We start from the raw sequence: 16,889 nt of genomic DNA, 5'->3' as shown, positions 1-16,889 counted from the left end.
GTCGTTCAGCATGAATCAACACCATCAGGACAAGCCGACCGTGCTCGAGCGCCTGATCTTCAACAACCGCCCGGCGGTGATCGCCATCTGCCTGCTGGTGAGCATTTTCCTGTTCTGGCAGGCCACCCTGATCCGGCCGTCCACCAGCTTCGAAAAAATGATCCCGCTGGAGCATCCGTTCATCCAGAACATGCTCGAACACCGCAATGACCTGGCCAACCTCGGCAACACCGTGCGCATCTCGGTGGAAGCGGTCAACGGCGACATTTTCGACAAGGACTACATGGAGACGCTGCGGCAGATCCATGACGAGGTCTTCTATGTGCCTGGCGTCGATCGCTCGGGCCTGAAGTCGCTGTGGAGCCCGGCGGTGCGCTGGACCGAAGTGACCGAGGAAGGTTTCTCCGGCGGCGAAGTGATCCCCAACACCTACAACGGCTCCCAGCAAAGCCTCGATGCCTTGCGCGACAACGTGCTCAAGTCCGGGCAGATCGGCCGTCTGGTGGCGAACAACTTCAAGTCGAGCATCGTCGACGTGCCGCTGCAGGAGTCCTACCCGGACCCGCAGGACCCGGGCAAGCAGATCAAGCTGGACTACCAGCAGTTCTCCCATCAACTGGAAGAGAAGATCCGCGACAAGTACCAGGCGCAGAACCCCAACGTGAAGATCCACATCGTCGGCTTCGCCAAGAAGGTCGGCGACCTGATCGACGGCCTGATGATGGTGGTGGGCTTCTTCGGCATCGCCCTGGTGATCACCTGGATCCTGCTGTACTGGTTCACCTGGTGCATCCGCAGCACCATCGCCGTGCTCATCACCACCCTGGTGGCGGTGGTCTGGCAACTGGGCCTGATGCATGTGGTGGGCTTCGGGATCGACCCGTACTCGATGCTGGTGCCGTTCCTGATCTTCGCCATCGGCATTTCCCACGGTGTGCAGAAGATCAACGGCATCGCCCTGCAGTCCAGCGGTGCCGACAACGCCCTGACCGCGGCGCGGCGAACCTTCCGCCAGCTGTTCCTGCCGGGGATGATCGCCATCCTCGCCGACGCCGTGGGTTTCATCACCCTGTTGATCATCGATATCGGGGTGATCCGCGAGCTGGCCATCGGCGCTTCCATCGGCGTGGCGGTGATCGTCTTCACCAACCTGATCCTGCTGCCGGTGGCGATCTCCTATGTCGGCATCAGCAAGAAGGCCATCGAACGCAGCAAGCGTGACGCGACCCGCGAGCACCCGTTCTGGCGCCTGCTGTCGAACTTCGCCAGTGCCAGGGTTGCGCCGGTGTCCATCGTCCTGGCCCTGCTGGCCTTCGGTGGCGGTCTCTGGTACAGCCAGAACCTGAAGATCGGCGACCTCGACCAGGGGGCCCCGGAACTGCGTCCGGACTCGCGCTACAACAACGACAACGCCTTCATCATCGACAACTACTCGACCAGTTCCGACGTGCTGGTGGTGATGGTCAAGACCCCGACCGAAGGCTGCTCGGCCTACCAGACCATGGCGCCGATCGACGAGCTGATGTGGACCATGGAGAACACCCCCGGCGTGCAGTCGGCGATCTCCCTGGTGACCGTGTCCAAGCAGATGATCAAGGGCATGAACGAGGGCAACCTGAAATGGGAAAGCCTGTCGCGCAACCCTGAAGTGCTGAACACCTCGGTCTCCCGCGCCGATGGCCTGTACAACGCCGACTGTTCGCTGGCGCCGGTGCTGGTGTTCCTCAACGACCACAAGGCCGAGACCCTCGACGGCGTGGTCAAGGCGGTCAAGGCGTTCGCCGATACGCACAACCGCGAGGGCCTGGAGTTCCTGTTGGCCGCGGGCAACGCCGGTATCGAGGCGGCGACCAACGACGTGATCAAGTCCGCCGAGCTGACCATCCTGATCCTGGTCTACATCTGCGTGGCGGTGATGTGCATGATCACCTTCCGCTCCTTCGCCGCGACCCTGTGCATTGTCCTGCCACTGGTGCTGACCTCGGTGCTGGGCAACGCCCTGATGGCCTACATGGGCATCGGCGTCAAGGTTGCCACGCTGCCGGTGGTGGCGCTGGGCGTGGGCATCGGCGTGGACTACGGGATCTACATCTACAGCCGCCTGGAGAGTTTCCTGCGTGCCGGCCTGCCGCTGCAGGAGGCTTACTACGAGACCCTGCGCTCCACCGGCAAGGCCGTGCTGTTCACCGGCCTGTGCCTGGCCATCGGCGTGTGCACCTGGATCTTCTCGGCCATCAAGTTCCAGGCCGACATGGGCCTGATGCTGACCTTCATGCTCCTGTGGAACATGTTCGGCGCGCTGTGGCTGCTGCCGGCGCTGGCGCGTTTCCTGATCAAGCCGGAGAAGCTCGCCGGGCAGAAGGGCAACTCGATCTTCGCCCACTGATCCCGCCGGGTACGACACCGCGGGCCAGACGTCACAACGTCTGGCCCGCGGTGCATTTGGGCTATCATTGCGCCTTTCCCTTCGCCATGGCAGTTCTCCGATGACCACCCTTTCCCACGCCCTGCAAGCCTGCGACATGCTGCTGATCGACGGCCTGCACGCCTTCGACTTCGTCTTCGATGACAGCGGCCTGCGCCTCGAATGCATGGATGGCCGTGCCCTCAAGCGCTGGACCTTCACCCTCGCGCAGATCGACGCGGCCCGTGCCGAGGGCGGTGACTGGCTGATCACCGGCGACAGCGGCGAGCACCGCCTGGTATGCCTGAGCGCCCTGCGCGCCTCGGAAGACGATGAAGACGACGATGAAAGCGCTGCCGAGCCTGCTGATCGCTAGTGTCATGAGCCTGACCGCGCAAGGCCATGAGCTGCTGGTGGGTGGCTACACCGACAGTCTCTACCGCTACCGCTTCAGCGATGGGCACATCGAGGCGCAGCCATTGCAGGTCGTGGCGACCAGCAATCCTTCGTGGCTGACCCTGTCCGTCGATGCGCGCCAGGTGTTTGCGGTCAACGAGCAGGCGCCGGGGCGGGTTTCGGCGTTCAGCCTGGATCGGCAGCATGGATTGACTGCGTTGAACCAGGTGAGCAGCGACGGCGCTGAACCGACCCACAGCAGCCTGAGCCATGACGGGCGCTTCCTGTTCGTCGCCAACTACGGCGGCTCCAATGCCGAGGGCGGCAATCTTGCCGTGCTGCCGGTGTTGGCGGGCGGCCGCCTGGGCGAGCCGGTGCAACAGGTGCGGCATGTCGCGAGCAAGGTCGATGCTGAACGCCAGGCCATGCCGCATGTGCATTCCATGGTGTCGTCGCCGGAGGGTCGCTATGTGTTCGCAAGCGACCTTGGCGCGGACCGGGTCTTTGCCTATCGCTATGACGTCGACAAGGCCCAGCCGCTTGAAGCCTTCGCTTCGGTGGCGTTGCCGCCCGGCAGCGGGCCGCGGCATCTGCTGTTCAGCGCCGACGGCCGGCATGCCTGGTTGACCCTGGAAATGAGCGCGGCGGTAGCGGTGTTCGATTACCAGGACGGGCGCCTGACCCTGCGCGACACGGTCCCCCTGACCGGCAGCGGCGATCCCGGAGCCAGGGCGGCGGGCGCGCTGCATGCTTCGGCGGACGGGCGTTTTCTCTATGTGAGCAACCGTGGTACGGCCAACGAGTTGGTGGTGTTCGCCATCGATCCTGTCGATGCGGGATTGAAAGTGGTTCAACGGCGCTCCGTGGAAGGCGACCACCCACGGGAGTTCGCGATCGATCCCTCGCAGGCGTTCGTGCTGGTGGCGAACCAGAAAGGCGACGAAATCGTGGTGATCCGCCGCGATCGTGACAGCGGCAAGCTGGGTGAGGTGGTGCAGACGTTCGATCAGGCCTCGCCCTCGGACCTGAAATTCATCGACTGACTATCGATGGCCTCGATAGTCGTTACTGGTGCAATGAATTTTTCCGGGCGGGGTGAGCGGCGTAGTTTTGAGTCCAAGCCAGACGGCCCTTTCACTCAACGACTTCGAGGCCAGACCGATGAACTTCAATCTCTTCCCCGTGATCGCCGCATCCGCCATTTCCGCTTCCGTGGTCCAGGCGGCCAATGCCCATGTCGAGCTCAGCGCACGCAAATCCGCCACGCCCAGCTACACCAGCGAGTATCTGCGTCAGAGTGCCAATTTCTATGCGGCGCTGGATCACAAGGTGAGCCACTGAGATCCCTGTCTTGCGCGCTACTGTTGTCGTAGGAGCGCGGCTTGCCCGCGAAAGGACTGCGTAGCGGTCCCATTCAGTGGTGTTTTTCGGGACCGCTATGCGGTCCTTTCGCGGGCAAGCCACGCTCCTACGAGGGTAGCCATGTCCGTAGGGTGGTAGGCCATATCCATAGGGTGGGTAGGCCGCGTCCATACGGAGCGTACGTCACGCCAGTTCAGGATTTGGCCATCACCGCCTTGAACAACTCCGATTCCAGCCAGCCCTGCAACCACGCGCGCAAGCGCGGGTAGGGTGCCTCGGCGAACCACTGCGGTTCGACCCCGGCGAACTGGCGGATAAACGGCATCAGGGCGGCATCGGCCAGGCTCGGATGCTCGGCCAGCAGGTAACGCTGCGTGCCGAGCCGCCGTTCCAGGTCGGCCAGGATCGCCTCCGCCTGCTGCCGATAGTGCTCCCGCGACTGCTGCGGATAACGCTCGGCATATTTGTAGTGGTTCAGGTGAACCTTGAACTCGCTGTCATTGCGCGCGATCAGTTCGTCGATCTGCGGATCGCCGCCCAGCCGCCAGTCCTGCGGATCGTTGCGGTCCAGCGCCCAGCGCATGATCTCCAGGCTTTCCTCCAGTACCCGAGCGTCGACGACCAGCACCGGCACCGTACCCTTGGGTGACAGCGCCAGCATCTCGGCGGGCTTGGCCTTCAGGCTGACTTCCTCGATGCGCACGGCAACCCCCGCGTAGCGCAGGGCCAGGCGCGCGCGCATGGCATAGGGGCAACGGCGGAAGGAATACAGGATCATCCGTTCACCTCCAGGGTGCTCAGGCCGTTGCCCTGGCGCCGCACCTGGATCTGCACGCCGATCCGCTCATGCATTTCCTGGACGTGGGAGATCACTCCGACCTTGCGTCCCTGAGCCTGCAGGCCATCGAGGGCATCCATCGCCAGTTGCAGGGATTCCGGATCGAGGCTGCCGAACCCTTCGTCGATGAACAGCGATTCGATGCGCAGGGTGCTCGACGCCATGGACGCCAGCCCCAACGCCAGCGCCAGGGAAACCAGGAAGGTCTCGCCGCCGGACAGCGAATGCACCGAACGCAGTTCGTCGCCCATCTCGGTGTCCTGCACCAGCAGGCCGAGCTGGCTGCCACCGCGTTTCAGGCGATAGCGCCGGACCAGCTGGCGCAACTGGTGGTTGGCGTGATGCACCAGCAGGTCGAGGTTGTAGCCCTGGGCGATCTTGCGGAAGGTGTCGCCGCTGGCGGAGCCGATCAGATCGTTCAGGCGTCCCCAGCGCAGCATGTTCTCCCGTGCTTCGCCGATGCGTTCGGCAAGGGCCTGGCTGGCCTGCTGGCGGCGCTGGTCCTCGGCCTGCTGCGCGCGCAGTTCGGCGCACTGCTGTTCGTGTTGCTCCAGATGCTGCTGGCTGGCGAGCAGTGCCTCCCGCAGTTCATCGAGGGAGCGCTCGCTGAGATTCAGCGCCTGGTGCTGCTGCACCCGCTCGTCGCGTTCCTGCACCCGTACGCCGGCCTGTTCCACGGTTTTTTCCGCCGTTTGCAGGCGCTGGCGCAACTGCGCGACCTGCTCGTCGTCCATGCCCAGCAGGGTATCGAGCCCCTGTTCATCCAGCTCCGGATGGGCCTCGCGCCATTGCCCGATGGCTGCATCCAGGTGCTGGCGCTCCTGATCGAGGGTCAGGTGCTGTTCTTCCCGCGCCTTCAGTTCGCTGGTGAGGGCCGCGGCTTCGGTACGGGCTTCCTGCAGTTGCTGGTTGCTCGTGGTTTCGGCGGCGCGCGCCTGTTCCACGGCCTGCTCCAGTTGTTGCTGCCAGTGCTCGGCGTCGCGGTGTTCACCGATGAGTGCGCCGAGCGCTTCGCGGGCCTGTTGCTGCTGGACTTCGAGGGCCACGAGCTGTTGTTGCAGTTTGTCCAGTTCGCGCTGGCGCTCCTGCTGTTTCGCGTCGTCGCTTTCCCGCTGTTTCAGGCGCTGCGCCAGCTCTTCCTGCTCTTCCTGCTGCTGTTCGAGCAGTTGCTTGCGCGCGCTCAGGCGCTGGTCGAGGTCGAGGAAGGTCGGTGCCGGATCCTCTTGCAGCGCGGCGAAGATGTCCGCCGGCAGCAGGCTTGCGAACGGCGCCAGGTCCTGCTGCAGGCGTTGCTCGTCGGTGCCCAGGGCATCCAGTTGCTGGTTCAGTTGCCGGGTCGCCTGCTGGCTGGCTTCGCTGGCCTGCTGCAGTTCGTGCTGCAGGCGCGCGGCGTTCTGTTGCAGGTTGAGCAGGGCGCTCTGGCGCTGCTCGTCGCGGGCGATATCGTCGTTCAGCCGGCGCAGTTGCAGGTCGAGCCATTTGCTCCGTGCGGCGGTGTCGTGTGCGGCCAGCTGTGGATAAAGCGCGTGACCCTGCAGTTCCGGGGCCAGGGCCAGGACCTGGGCGTTCAACTGCTCCTGCTGGTGCTGGTATTCCTTGAGCTGGCCCTTGACGCTGCCGAGCTGCGAGCGCAGGTCGTCGAGCTTCTGGTTCAGTTCGTCGACGGCGCGCTGGGCATTGGCTTCCTCGTCCTGGTCGTGACGGGCGAGGTTCTCCAGCAGCGCTTCCGGCTGGTGATACGGGTGCTCCAGGCTGCCGCAGACCGGGCAGGGCTGCTCGTCCCGCAGTTGCGCGCGCAGTTCCTCGACGCTGGCGCTGCGGGCCAGACGCTGGCGTTCGAGCAACTGGCGGGTCAGGGTCAGGGCCTGTTCGGCGGCGATCTTTTCCTGCTTGCCCTGCAGGCCGGCGGCCATCAGGTCCGTATGTTGCTGCTGGGCGACCTGCTGGCGTTCGCCGAGGGCGTGCAGGCGCTGTTCGACCTCCTGCTGGCGGTTCCACAACTGCGCCAGCGATTCGAAGCCGCGCTGCAGCTTGCGATTGTCCTGCAGCAGGGTGCCGAGCAGACCGATCTGTTCGGCGAGGGCCTGTGGCTCGGCGTCGGCTTCCTTGAACAGCAGCTCCAGCGCATTGCGCAGCTCCGCGCACTGGCGGGCCTGGGTTTCGGCGCGTTGCTGCAGGGCCGGCAGTTCTTCGCGGCCCTTGCCCAGGCGATTGGCGGTGAGCATCACCTGCTGCAACTGGCCGCGATAGGCATTCCAGGAGCCACCCAGGTCGGCGAGCGCCGCGCTTTGCTCCAACTGAGCACCGATGGACGCCAGGGTCTGTTCGTGGCGCTGCTGGTGTTCGATCAGCGCCGCCAACTGCGCCTGGCCATCCGCGCAGGCCTGTTGCACCTGCTGGCTGGCGTCGCGATCGCGCTTGAGGTCCTGTTCCAGACGGCTCAGGTTGTTCTGGATGTTGAAGGCTTCGCGCAGGCGCGGGGCATTCTCGTGCTGTTGTTCGCGGGCTCCGGCCAGGGCTTCGCGGGCCGCGTTCAGGGCCTGCTCCAGTTGCGCCTGGCGCTCGTCCAGTTCGCGCTGCTGGCGACGCTGTTGTTCCAGCGCGCTGGCCAGCGGCGTCAGCTGGTTCAGCACGTCCTGGCGCCGGGCGAACTGGTGACGCTGGGGTGCCAGTTGCTCCAGACGGGTCAGGTTCAGGCGTTCGCCGGCCAGTTGCTCCCATTCCTGGCGGGCATTGGCGAGGGCTTCGGCGGCGCTGCGCTGTTGCACCTGCAGCGCCTGCAGCTCGTTGAGCCAGTTGCGCTGCTGTTCGAGCTGGCGTTGTCGCGCCTGTTCTTCCTTGAGTCGCTGCTGGGCGGCGGCGAGGTTTTCATCGAGCGCGGCGCGCTCCTCTTCGCTCATCGGCAGGACGCCACTGGCGTCCCGCTCCAGCGTGTCGTGCGTATCCTTGGCTTCCCGCGCCTTGATGAAGGCGCGACGGCCCAGCTGGCTGTAGATCGCCGTATTGGTGAGCTTTTCCAGCAGTTCGCTGCGTTCCTTGTCGTCGGCCTTGAGGAACGCGCTGAACTCGCTCTGGGCCAGCATCACCGCGCGGGTGAACTGGGCGAAGTTGAGACCCAGGCGGGCTTCGATCAGTTGCTCGTATTCGCGCTTGCTCTGATTGCTCAGCAGTTGCTGGCTGTCGAGGTCGTGCAGGCTCTGGCGGCTGCCCTGCAGCTTGCCGTTGGCCTTGTCGCGGGCGCGGTTGGCTTCCCAGCGGGCACGGTAGCGGCGGCCGTCGATACCGACGAAATCCACCTCGGCGAAGGCGCTGCCGGTGCCGCGCCGCAGCAGGGTGCGCGGGTCGTTGGTGAGGATTTCGCCGTCGGCATCGGGGACCTTGGTTTCCCGGCCGATGTTGTCCAGCCGCGGCACCGTGCCGAACAGTGCCAGGCACAGGGCATCGAGCAGGGTGCTCTTGCCGGCGCCGGTAGGTCCGGTGATGGCGAACAGTCCGGCGCTGGCCAGCGGTTCGGCGGTGAAATCGACTTCGAAGGGACCGGCCAGCGAGGCCAGGTTCTTCAGGCGGATGGCGAGGATCTTCATGCCGGCTCCTCCTCTTGCTGGACTTCCTGCAGGAGCAGGGCGAAATCGGCCAGGGTCCGCTCGTCGGCGATGCTGCCGTAGCTCTGCTCCCAGGCGCGGGCGAAGAGGTCTTCCGGACGCAGTTGGCTGAGTTCCATCAGGCGCTCGTCGTCATCGCCCTCGCCGGTGGCGCGCCCGGCATACTCGGCGGCGATGCGCACCAGGCGCACGGCCTTGCCCTGCAGGGCGGTCTCGATCTGCTGGCGCAGGTCGGGCTGCGGTTCGTCCAGCTGCACGCGGACTTCCAGCCACGGCTGGCGCTGCGGATCGTCGAGCAGGTCGGGTTCGGCCAGTTCGCCCAGTTGCGCGAGCACCTCCACCAGCGGCGCCGGCCCGACCCGCTGAAGGGCCACGGCCCGCGGCACGCGGCGGCTCTCGACGCTGACCAGGCTGGCGCCCTTGAACTCGATTTCGAGAATCTGGTGCGGGTAGTTGATTTCCGAGAACGACAGCGGGATCGGCGAGCCGCAATAGCGGATGCGTTCCTCGCCGTTGACTTGCTGCGGCTTGTGCAGATGACCGAGGGCGACATAGCCGATCTCGCTGCCGAACAGGCTGGCGGGCAGGGCCTCGGCGTTGCCGATGATCAGGCTGCGCTCGGAGTCCTCGGACACCGAGCCGCCGGCCATGTGGGCGTGGCTGATGGCGATCAGCGCCTGCTTCGGCTCGCGTTTGGCCAGGGCGGCGGCAATGAGTTTTTCATGGACCTGGGCGATGCCGCGCAGGTAATCGTCGCCGAGCAGCGCCCCGGTGACTTCCGCCGGGCGCAGGAAGGGCAGGGCCAGGCACCAGCCATGGACCTTGCCTTTGGCGTTGGTCAGCGGCACCAGCAGACGTTCGGCGTCCAGCTCGCCGTCGTCCAGCCACTGCACGCGGCCGAGGGCGTGGGTGCGCAGGCGGCGCATCAGCGCGGCGGGCAGTTCGATGCGCGAGCCGGAGTCGTGGTTGCCGGCGATCATCACGATGGTCAGCCCCGGCTGCTGCTCGTGGGCCTGGACGATGAAGTCGTAGAGGCGTTCCTGGGCCTTGACCGGCGGGTTGACCGTGTCGAAGACGTCGCCGGCGATCAGCAGGGCATCGGGTTGGCGCAGCTTCAGCTGGCCGAGCAGCCAGTCGAGGAAGCAGGCATGTTCGAAATCGCGCTCCTGGCCGTGCAGGGTTTGCCCCAGATGCCAGTCGGAGGTGTGAAACAGACGCATGGGTAGTCCCGGGGTGATCTGGGCGAGAGATAAAGCCGGGTATGGTACCTGAATGTTGCGAGGTTTTATCCGAACTGGGGCCTTGCACGATCCGTAGGAGCTGGCTTGCCTGCGAAGGACCGCAAAGCGGTCCCTGATTGCCTGACTCTGGATCGGGAACCGGGACCGCTTTGCGGTCCTTCGCAGGCAAGCCAGCTCCTACGGTGCGGTGCAGGACCGTCGGGTTATTTTGGGTACAGCGGCGGCAGGCTGCCGTTTTCGCCCTGCGCCGGCTGCGCCTGTTCCGCCGTCGGGATGGTGCTGATCGCCCGCCACAGGTCCTCGCCCTGCCAGTACTGCCCCGCCTCGCTGTACAAGGCGCTGTTCAATCCATCCAGCGCATCCGACAGCGGCACGAAACGCGCCGCCATGTCGGCCAGGGTCTGCGGCTGCTGCCGGGCCCAGGCGTCCAGGGCCTGGCGGGTGGCCTGCGGGTCGTTGGCCTGGCAGGCACGCTTGAGGTCGTCGAGCAAGGTGCGCGGGCTGGGGCCGGCCTGGATCGCCCGGGCCACCGCCGGTTGCGAACGGGCGCGCCACCACAGGGCGAAACCGGCGATGGTGGTCAGCGCCAGGATCAGCGTGCTCAGTTGCCACGGCCACAGCAGCCGGCTGCCCGGGTCCGTGACCACGCTCGGGGTATCCGCGCTCAGCGCCGGATTGTCCTGCACGTTCAGGCTGCGCGCCGGCAGGCTGCTGTGTTCCAGATGGTCCTCGCGGGTGTTCCACCACACCACTTCGAGGCTCGGCAGCTCCAGCCTGCCACTGTGGGTCGGGACCAGCGCCTCGCGTTCCTCGCGGCTGCCGATCAAGCCGCGTTCGTCGATCTGGTTGCGCAGTTGCGGCTGGTCCGGGTAGCGGCGCAGGCCGTTGACTTCGATGCCGGGCAGGGGCGTCAGCTGGGTGCTGGACAGGCCCTCGGCCTTGATCGTGACGCCGCGGGTCAGCGAGTCGCCAATCTGCACCGGCGTCTGCGTCGGGTCGGGGCTCCAGTGTTCTTCCAGGGTCAGGCTGCGCGCCGGCAGCCATGGCGCGCCGGCCGGGTAGCCGGGGGGAATCGGCTTGACCCGCAGCGGCAGCTCCCGCGAGGCGACCCGCACCTGGCTGTTGCCGGCGGCGTCGGAACGCTCGCTGTCGGCACCGGCGCTGGTGGCGCTGAAGGTCAGGGCCGGCACCGTGACTTCGCCGCTCTGCTGCGGATACAGGGCATAGCGCATCTCGATCACGCCATGGCGAATGCCGTTGATCAGCTTCTCGTAGGTACGCGACTCGCCCAGCGGTTCGATCTTCACTCCGTCGAGCTGCAGCGGGCTGAGGCTGCTGTCGTCGTACAGCGACACCGAATGGTAGATGCGCAGGGTCAGCACCGCCTGGGCCTGCACGTAGACGCTGCTCTGGTCGAGGCTGGCCTCGATGAACACCGGGGCGAGGAGGGTGACCGGGGTGTCTTCGGCGGTCTGGACCTGCAGCTGGATCGGCTCGCTGTGCAGTTCGCCGAGGTGCAGCGCGGGGATTTCCAGGGTTCCGGCGCGTCGCGGCATCAGGGTCACGACCCAGCGCGTGGTGGCTTCGTTCTGTCCGTCGAGGGTGTTGAGGCTGTTGAGCTGGCGCGTGCCGCGGACTTCGAAATCCGCCTGCAGCGGCGCCAGGTCCGGTTTGCCGAACTGGGTGACATCGCGGATTTCCAGGGTCAGTTCCAGGGTCTCCGCGGTGCTCAGTTGGCTGCGGTCGACGCTGGCCAGCAGCCCCTGGGCCAGGGCCGGCAAGACGAAGAAAAGGCTGAAGACGAAGGCGCAGACGCGGCTCATCGATGGGTTTCCTGAAGTTGTTGCTGTTCGTACCAGAATTTGCGCCGCAGCAATTGTGACGGATTGTCCGGGATCTGCCGCAGCCATTGTTCCAGGGCCTGCCGCTGTTCGGCGTCGAGCGTGCTGCCGGTGGGACGCTGCGGCGGCCGGGTGACGGACTCGTCGTCACTGTCGGTGGCCGTCTGCGGGGTCTGGCTGGTCCCCTGGTCCTGGGTCTGCGCGGGCTCCTCGGCGGTTTGTCCGGCCTCGTGCTGCTCGCTGTTCTGTTGCTCGTTGTCGCTGTTCTCGCCTGGGATCGGCTGGCCCGGCTGTTGCGGGTTTTCCGCCGGCTGCTCTGCGGGCGGTGGCGTCTGTTCCTGCTGGCGCTGTTGCAGCAGTTGCTCCACCAGGGCCTTGTTGGTCAGTGCCGGTTGCAGATCGGGCTGGCGTTCCAGGGCCTCTTCGTAGGCATCCGCCGCTGCTTCCAGTTCACCGCCGCGGGCCAGGGCATTGCCACGGTTGTAGTGGCCGCTGGCGCTGTCGTCGAGGGCGAACTGGCGCGCCGCGCCGGCATAGTCGCCGGCTTCGTAGAGGGCCCAGCCTTTCCATTGCGGGTCCTGGAAATATTTCGCCGCCTGCGCCGGGCGCTTTTTCTCCAGCAGATGCTGGCCCTGCTGATCGGGACGTCGCCACAGGTCGCTGAATTCGAAGGCCTGCGAGGGCTGCGGCAGGCAGAACAGCAGCGGCAGGCAGAACAGCCAGCCACGCCGCCCGGCACAGGCGGCCAGCACCAGCAGCGGCAGGAGCAGCCAGTAGCCCTGGTCGGCCCAGGTATCGAGCTGCACGGTCTGGCCGTCGTTGCCCAGGGCTTTCGGCTTGTCGAACAGGCCGAGGCCGCGCAGGTCGAGGTCATCGATGCGGGCGTGACGGTAGCGGCCGCCGAACTCGGCGACGAAGCGCTTGAGGCTGGAGCTGTCCAGCCGGGGCATTAGGATCGCGCCGTCGGCGTCCTTGAGCAGTTCGCCATTGGCCTGTTTCACCGGCGCGCCCTCGGCGCTGCCGACACCCAGCATCAACAGGTCGGGCCCGTCTCGGTTCAGGGCCTGGGCGATACCCTGGCGTTCTTCATCGCTCAGCGCCGAGGCGATCAGCAGCAGCCGGCCCTGGCCCAGCGCGCCCTGGGCGAGCAGGGTCAGGGCCTTGCGCACGGCGAGGTCGGCGCGCTGCCCGGGTTCCGGCATGATCCCCGGCTCCAGCGCTTCGAGAAGGTTGCGGCTGGTGCCGAGGTCGTCGGACAGCGGCACCAGCGTGTGCGCGCTGCCGGCATAGACGACGATGGCGGTCTGGCTGTCGCGGCGGTGTTCGAGGAGGTCGAGGATCTTCCGCCGTGCCTGCTCCAGGCGGGTCGGCGGGCTGTCTTCAGCGAGCATCGCCGGGGTCAGTTCGAGGAGGATCACCAGCGGATCGGCGGGGCGCTGGCGGGTTTCCTCCAGGCGTTGCCAGCTCGGCCCGAGCAGGGCCAGGACGCCGAGCAGCCAGGCCAGGCCGAGGGCAACCCAGGGCAGTTTGCTGGCATGACCGCTGCCGCCGCCGAGCAGCACGCCATGGAAGGCTGGCGGCAGGATCATCTGCCAGCGGCCGGCGCGTTTCTGCCGATGCCAGAGCTTCCACAGCAGCCAGCCGAACAGCGGCAGCGTCAGCAGCCACAGCGGACGCATGAAATGCGGCAGGACCTCGATCATCGGCGCCTCCGCAGGCGCAGGCGCTTGAGGCGCTGGCGCCATTCCGGGTGCGGCTGGAGGAAGTCCGGACGCCGCAGCAGACGCTGCAGCAGGCGTTGCAACAGATGGTCGGGCCAGCGCTCGCGGATCACCAGGGCGATGCTCAGCAGCAGCGCCGCGGCCAGTGGCCAGGCGTAGAGCGCCTCGGCGGTGCGGGCCTGGGTCGGTTGCTGCTCCACCGGTTCGAGCAGGTCGAGGGTGTCGCCGATGGTCTTCAGTTCGGCGCCATCGCGGGCCCGGAAGTACTCGCCATGGGTGATCTGGGCGATCTCGCGCAACGAGGCTTCGTCGAGGTCGAGGCTCGGATTCAGGCCAAGCTGGCCGAGGGTGCCGCTTTCCTCGGCGCTGGCGCCGATACCGATGGTGTAGATGCGGATGCTCTCCTGGGCGGCCAGGCGCGCGGCGGTGAGTGGATGGATCTGCCCGCCGTTGTTGGCGCCGTCGGTGACCAGGATCAGCACGCGGCTGTCGGTGGGACGCAGGCGCAGGCGTTTCACCGCCAGGCCGATGGCGTCGCCGATCGCGGTGTTCTTGCCGGCGATGCCGATCTGCGCATCGTCGAGGAAGTTGCGCACGGTGCGCCGGTCGAAGGTCAGCGGCGCCTGCAGATAGGCCTGGCTGCCGAACAGGATCAGGCCGACCCGGTCGCCTTCGCGCTGCTGCAGGAAGTCGCCGAGCAGTTCCTTGACCAGGGCCAGTCGGCTGACTTCCTCGCCCTGCCAGCTCATGTCGGGGAAATCCATCGAGCCGGAAACGTCCACCGCCACCAGCAGGTCACGGCCGCTGGCGGCTACCGGCAATGGCTCGCCGAGCCATTGCGGGCGTGCCGCGGCGCACAGCAGCAGGAGCCAGACCAGCACGAACGGCGCCTGCTGGCGCCAGGTCGGCAGGTTGAGGCGCGCGCGGCGTCCGGCCAGGCCTTCCAGTTCGTCGAGGAAGCTGACCTTGAGCACCGGCTCGCCGCTGTCCGCCGCCGGCAGCAGCAGGCGCGCCAGCCAGGGCAGCGGCAGCAGGGCGAAGACCCACGGCCAGGCCAGTTCAAACATGCTTGCGAATCCAGGTTTCGACCGCCTGGTTGAGTCCGGCGATGGCCTTGTCGTCGAGGCGGCATTCGGGCTTGTAGGTGCCCTCGACGAGGATCATCCAGCGGGTCAGCCCGGCGGCCGGGCAACGGTTGTCGAGAAAGGCCAGCCATTTGCGGCCATTGAGGGTGTGGCTGTGGCTGTCCGGGTAATGGTTGCGGCACAGGCGCTTGAGCAGGGCGTTGATCTGCTGCAGCCAGGCGCCGGCCGGTGCGCCGTCGTAGGGTTTGGGCAGTTGCGCCAGCTCCGCCAGGGCGGCGACGCGGATCGGGTCCAGTGGCTGCTCGGCGCGCGGCACCGGGGCCTGGCGCGGCCGCCAGTGGCGCAGGCGCCAGGCGCCCCAGCCGAGCAGCGGCAGGATCAGCAGCAGTGCCCACCAGCCCGGGGCCGGTGGCCAGGCGCTGATCGGCGGTGGGGCGATCAGCGGTTGCAGTTGCGCCAGTGGATTCATCGCGGCTTGCCCGCCCGTTGCGGATCGAGGTATTCGCGCAACTGCTCGATCATCTCGCTCTGGGTGCTCAGCGGCATCAGCACCACCCGCAGTTTCTGCGCGAGCATTTCCCAGCGCTCGATGCGCGCCTCGCTCTGCTGCCGGTAGCTCTGGCGCAGGTTGCTGTCCAGGGTGTCCAGCTCCAGTTGCGCGCCGCGCTGGGCGAAGCGCAGCAGGCCCGCGGCGGGCAGGGCGTGGTCGAGGGGGTCGGAGAGCGGCAGCAGGAGCAGGTCGCAATGCCGCGACAGCAGGCTCAGTTGCTGCTCGACGCTGGGGTTCAGCGCGCGTTCGTCGCACAGGATGATCGCCAGGCTGCCCGGGCGCAGCACCTCGCGGGCGCGGCGCAGGGCGATGCCGAGGTTGTCGCCTTGCGGCACGGCCTCGGTATGCAGCGCCTGGTTGACCCTGGCCAGGCGGTTGAGCAGTTGCAGCAGGCTCTGCTTGCTGCGCCGCGGCTTGATCTCGTGGTGCTCGTTGTCGCCGAAGACCAGGCCGCCGATGCGGTCGTTGTGGCCCAGCGCGGCCCAGCCGAACAGCGCCGCGGCCTGGGCGGCGAGGACCGACTTGAACATCAGCCCGGAGCCGAAGAACAGCCGCCGGCTCTGCTCGACCATGATGAAGATCGGCCGTTCGCGTTCCTCATGGAACAGCTTGGTGTGCGGCTCCTGGGTGCGCGCGGTGACCCGCCAGTCGATGTTGCGCACGTCGTCTCCGGCCTGGTACACGCGCACCTGGTCGAAATCCACGCCGCGCCCGCGCAGCCGCGAATGGTGCAGGCCGACCAGCGGGCTGCGCTGGCCGGGGGCGGAAAAGATGCGGACCTCGCGCACCCGATGGCGCATCTCGATCAGCTCGGCGAGGCTGATGCGGATGCCGGGCGCGGCCAACAGTTGACTGGGCATGGGTTCAGGCGACGGCGACGACGTCGAGGATGCGCTGGATCACCCGGTCCTGGTCGATCCCGGCCGCTTCGGCCTCGAACGACAGAATGATGCGGTGGCGCAGCACGTCGAACAGCACCGCCTGGATGTCCTCGGGGCTGACGAAATCGCGCCCGGCCAGCCAGGCATGTGCCCGCGCGCAGCGATCCAGGGCGATCGAGCCGCGCGGGCTGGCGCCGTAGGCGATCCAGTCGCCCAGCTCGGCGTCGTACTTGGCGCCGTTGCGCGTGGCCATGACCAGTTGCACCAGGTACTCCTCCACCGCGTCGGCCATGTACAGGCCGAGGATTTCCTTGCGCGCGGCGAAGATCGCCTGCTGGCTGACCCGCCGTTCCGGCTTGGTCTCGCCGTGCAGCGCTTCACCACGGGCCTGGGACAGAATGCGGCGCTCCACCGCGGCGTCGGGGAAGCCGATCTTGACGTGCATGAGGAAGCGGTCGAGCTGGGCTTCCGGCAGCGGGTAGGTGCCTTCCTGCTCGATCGGGTTCTGCGTTGCCATCACCAGGAACAGCGGCGACAGCTCGTAGGTGCTGCGGCCGACGCTGACCTGGCGCTCGGCCATGGCTTCGAGCAGCGCCGACTGGACCTTGGCCGGGGCGCGGTTGATCTCGTCGGCCAGGACCAGGTTGTGGAAGATCGGCCCCTGCTGGAACACGAAGCTGCCGGTTTCCGGGCGATAGATCTCGGTGCCGGTGATGTCCGCCGGGAGCAGGTCGGGGGTGAACTGGATGCGATGGAACTGCGCCTCGATACCGTCGGAAAGTTCCTTGATGGCCTTGGTCTTGGCCAGGCCGGGGGCGCCTTCGACGAGCATGTGGCCGTCGGCCAGAAGCACGATCAGCAGGCGCTCGACCAGTTTCTCCTGGCCAAGGATCTGGGTTGAAAGAAAGGTGCGCAGCGCGATCAGCGCTTCACGGTGTTCCATCGTCGACGGTTCCTGGAATGAGGCT

13 protein-coding genes are annotated in these 16,889 nt (G+C 66.8%); 4 read left to right on the top strand and 9 right to left on the bottom strand.

Annotation, left to right across the window (positions count from 1 at the left end; all coding sequences use genetic code 11):
* Nucleotides 1-10 precede the first annotated feature (10 nt).
* From CHB99_RS20740 to CHB99_RS20725, 4 genes are all read left to right on the top strand, one after another.
* Nucleotides 11-2,386 carry an efflux RND transporter permease subunit gene (locus CHB99_RS20740; RefSeq protein ID WP_042124391.1) on the top strand — a complete coding sequence of 792 codons (2,376 nt, stop codon included), beginning with the start codon at nucleotides 11-13 and terminating at the stop codon, nucleotides 2,384-2,386.
* Between the two features lie 100 nt (nucleotides 2,387-2,486).
* Complete coding sequence (locus CHB99_RS20735) at nucleotides 2,487-2,780, top strand: DUF5629 family protein (protein ID WP_042124182.1); 294 nt, start codon at nucleotides 2,487-2,489, stop codon at nucleotides 2,778-2,780.
* Nucleotides 2,749-3,843, top strand: coding sequence for a lactonase family protein (locus CHB99_RS20730; RefSeq protein ID WP_212555918.1), 1,095 nt, complete (start codon nucleotides 2,749-2,751; stop codon nucleotides 3,841-3,843). The genes CHB99_RS20735 and CHB99_RS20730 overlap by 32 nt, the downstream gene beginning before the upstream one ends.
* Before the next feature lie 118 nt (nucleotides 3,844-3,961).
* Nucleotides 3,962-4,141 (top strand): hypothetical protein, encoded by a 180-nt coding sequence (locus CHB99_RS20725; protein ID WP_042124186.1) that lies wholly within the window; start codon nucleotides 3,962-3,964, stop codon nucleotides 4,139-4,141.
* A gap of 214 nt (nucleotides 4,142-4,355) precedes the next feature.
* Here CHB99_RS20725 and CHB99_RS20720 read toward each other — a convergent pair whose 3' ends face one another.
* The 9 genes from CHB99_RS20720 to CHB99_RS20680 form a co-directional block, all read right to left on the bottom strand.
* Nucleotides 4,356-4,940, bottom strand: coding sequence for a glutathione S-transferase (locus CHB99_RS20720; protein WP_042124188.1), 585 nt, complete (start codon nucleotides 4,938-4,940; stop codon nucleotides 4,356-4,358).
* Nucleotides 4,937-8,584: an AAA family ATPase gene (locus CHB99_RS20715; protein ID WP_042124190.1), complete on the bottom strand. Its 3,648-nt coding sequence runs from the start codon at nucleotides 8,582-8,584 to the stop codon at nucleotides 4,937-4,939. The genes CHB99_RS20720 and CHB99_RS20715 overlap by 4 nt, the downstream gene beginning before the upstream one ends.
* Complete coding sequence (locus CHB99_RS20710) at nucleotides 8,581-9,822, bottom strand: exonuclease SbcCD subunit D C-terminal domain-containing protein (protein WP_042124191.1); 1,242 nt, start codon at nucleotides 9,820-9,822, stop codon at nucleotides 8,581-8,583. Before CHB99_RS20710 ends, CHB99_RS20715 begins: the two co-directional genes overlap by 4 nt.
* Before the next feature lie 224 nt (nucleotides 9,823-10,046).
* Nucleotides 10,047-11,666, bottom strand: coding sequence for a BatD family protein (locus CHB99_RS20705; protein WP_042124193.1), 1,620 nt, complete (start codon nucleotides 11,664-11,666; stop codon nucleotides 10,047-10,049).
* Entirely contained in the window at nucleotides 11,663-13,387 is a 1,725-nt protein-coding gene (locus tag CHB99_RS20700; protein WP_042124195.1) for a vWA domain-containing protein, read from the bottom strand. Before CHB99_RS20700 ends, CHB99_RS20705 begins: the two co-directional genes overlap by 4 nt.
* Nucleotides 13,384-14,472, bottom strand: coding sequence for a vWA domain-containing protein (locus CHB99_RS20695; protein ID WP_042124197.1), 1,089 nt, complete (start codon nucleotides 14,470-14,472; stop codon nucleotides 13,384-13,386). The genes CHB99_RS20700 and CHB99_RS20695 overlap by 4 nt, the downstream gene beginning before the upstream one ends.
* Nucleotides 14,465-14,959, bottom strand: a complete 495-nt coding sequence (locus CHB99_RS20690; protein ID WP_042124199.1) for a DUF4381 domain-containing protein — start codon at nucleotides 14,957-14,959, stop codon at nucleotides 14,465-14,467. The genes CHB99_RS20695 and CHB99_RS20690 overlap by 8 nt, the downstream gene beginning before the upstream one ends.
* Nucleotides 14,956-15,900 carry a DUF58 domain-containing protein gene (locus CHB99_RS20685; RefSeq protein ID WP_042124201.1) on the bottom strand — a complete coding sequence of 315 codons (945 nt, stop codon included), beginning with the start codon at nucleotides 15,898-15,900 and terminating at the stop codon, nucleotides 14,956-14,958. Before CHB99_RS20685 ends, CHB99_RS20690 begins: the two co-directional genes overlap by 4 nt.
* Nucleotides 15,901-15,904: 4 nt before the next feature.
* On the bottom strand, nucleotides 15,905-16,864 hold the full coding sequence (locus tag CHB99_RS20680; RefSeq protein ID WP_042124203.1) for an AAA family ATPase: 960 nt from the start codon (nucleotides 16,862-16,864) through the stop codon (nucleotides 15,905-15,907).
* Nucleotides 16,865-16,889: the final 25 nt, after the last annotated feature.

Origin of the sequence: Pseudomonas japonica (assembly GCF_900188455.1) — a bacterium.
In the GTDB taxonomy this organism is placed as follows: domain Bacteria; phylum Pseudomonadota; class Gammaproteobacteria; order Pseudomonadales; family Pseudomonadaceae; genus Aquipseudomonas; species Aquipseudomonas japonica.
Note: the sequence above shows the minus strand (reverse complement) of the source record. Positions and strands in the feature narration are given on the sequence as shown.

Bases quoted from the DNA above. Each gene is read 5' to 3' on its own strand.
- CHB99_RS20740 (WP_042124391.1), top strand. From the start codon at position 11: ATGAATCAACACCATCAGGACAAGCCGACCGTGCTCGAGCGCCTGATC.
- CHB99_RS20735 (WP_042124182.1), top strand. From the start codon at position 2,487: ATGACCACCCTTTCCCACGCCCTGCAAGCCTGCGACATGCTGCTGATC.
- CHB99_RS20730 (WP_212555918.1), top strand. From the start codon at position 2,749: ATGAAAGCGCTGCCGAGCCTGCTGATCGCTAGTGTCATGAGCCTGACC.
- CHB99_RS20725 (WP_042124186.1), top strand. From the start codon at position 3,962: ATGAACTTCAATCTCTTCCCCGTGATCGCCGCATCCGCCATTTCCGCT.
- CHB99_RS20720 (WP_042124188.1), bottom strand. From the start codon at position 4,940: ATGATCCTGTATTCCTTCCGCCGTTGCCCCTATGCCATGCGCGCGCGC.
- CHB99_RS20715 (WP_042124190.1), bottom strand. From the start codon at position 8,584: ATGAAGATCCTCGCCATCCGCCTGAAGAACCTGGCCTCGCTGGCCGGT.
- CHB99_RS20710 (WP_042124191.1), bottom strand. From the start codon at position 9,822: ATGCGTCTGTTTCACACCTCCGACTGGCATCTGGGGCAAACCCTGCAC.
- CHB99_RS20705 (WP_042124193.1), bottom strand. From the start codon at position 11,666: ATGAGCCGCGTCTGCGCCTTCGTCTTCAGCCTTTTCTTCGTCTTGCCG.
- CHB99_RS20700 (WP_042124195.1), bottom strand. From the start codon at position 13,387: ATGATCGAGGTCCTGCCGCATTTCATGCGTCCGCTGTGGCTGCTGACG.
- CHB99_RS20695 (WP_042124197.1), bottom strand. From the start codon at position 14,472: ATGTTTGAACTGGCCTGGCCGTGGGTCTTCGCCCTGCTGCCGCTGCCC.
- CHB99_RS20690 (WP_042124199.1), bottom strand. From the start codon at position 14,959: ATGAATCCACTGGCGCAACTGCAACCGCTGATCGCCCCACCGCCGATC.
- CHB99_RS20685 (WP_042124201.1), bottom strand. From the start codon at position 15,900: ATGCCCAGTCAACTGTTGGCCGCGCCCGGCATCCGCATCAGCCTCGCC.
- CHB99_RS20680 (WP_042124203.1), bottom strand. From the start codon at position 16,864: ATGGAACACCGTGAAGCGCTGATCGCGCTGCGCACCTTTCTTTCAACC.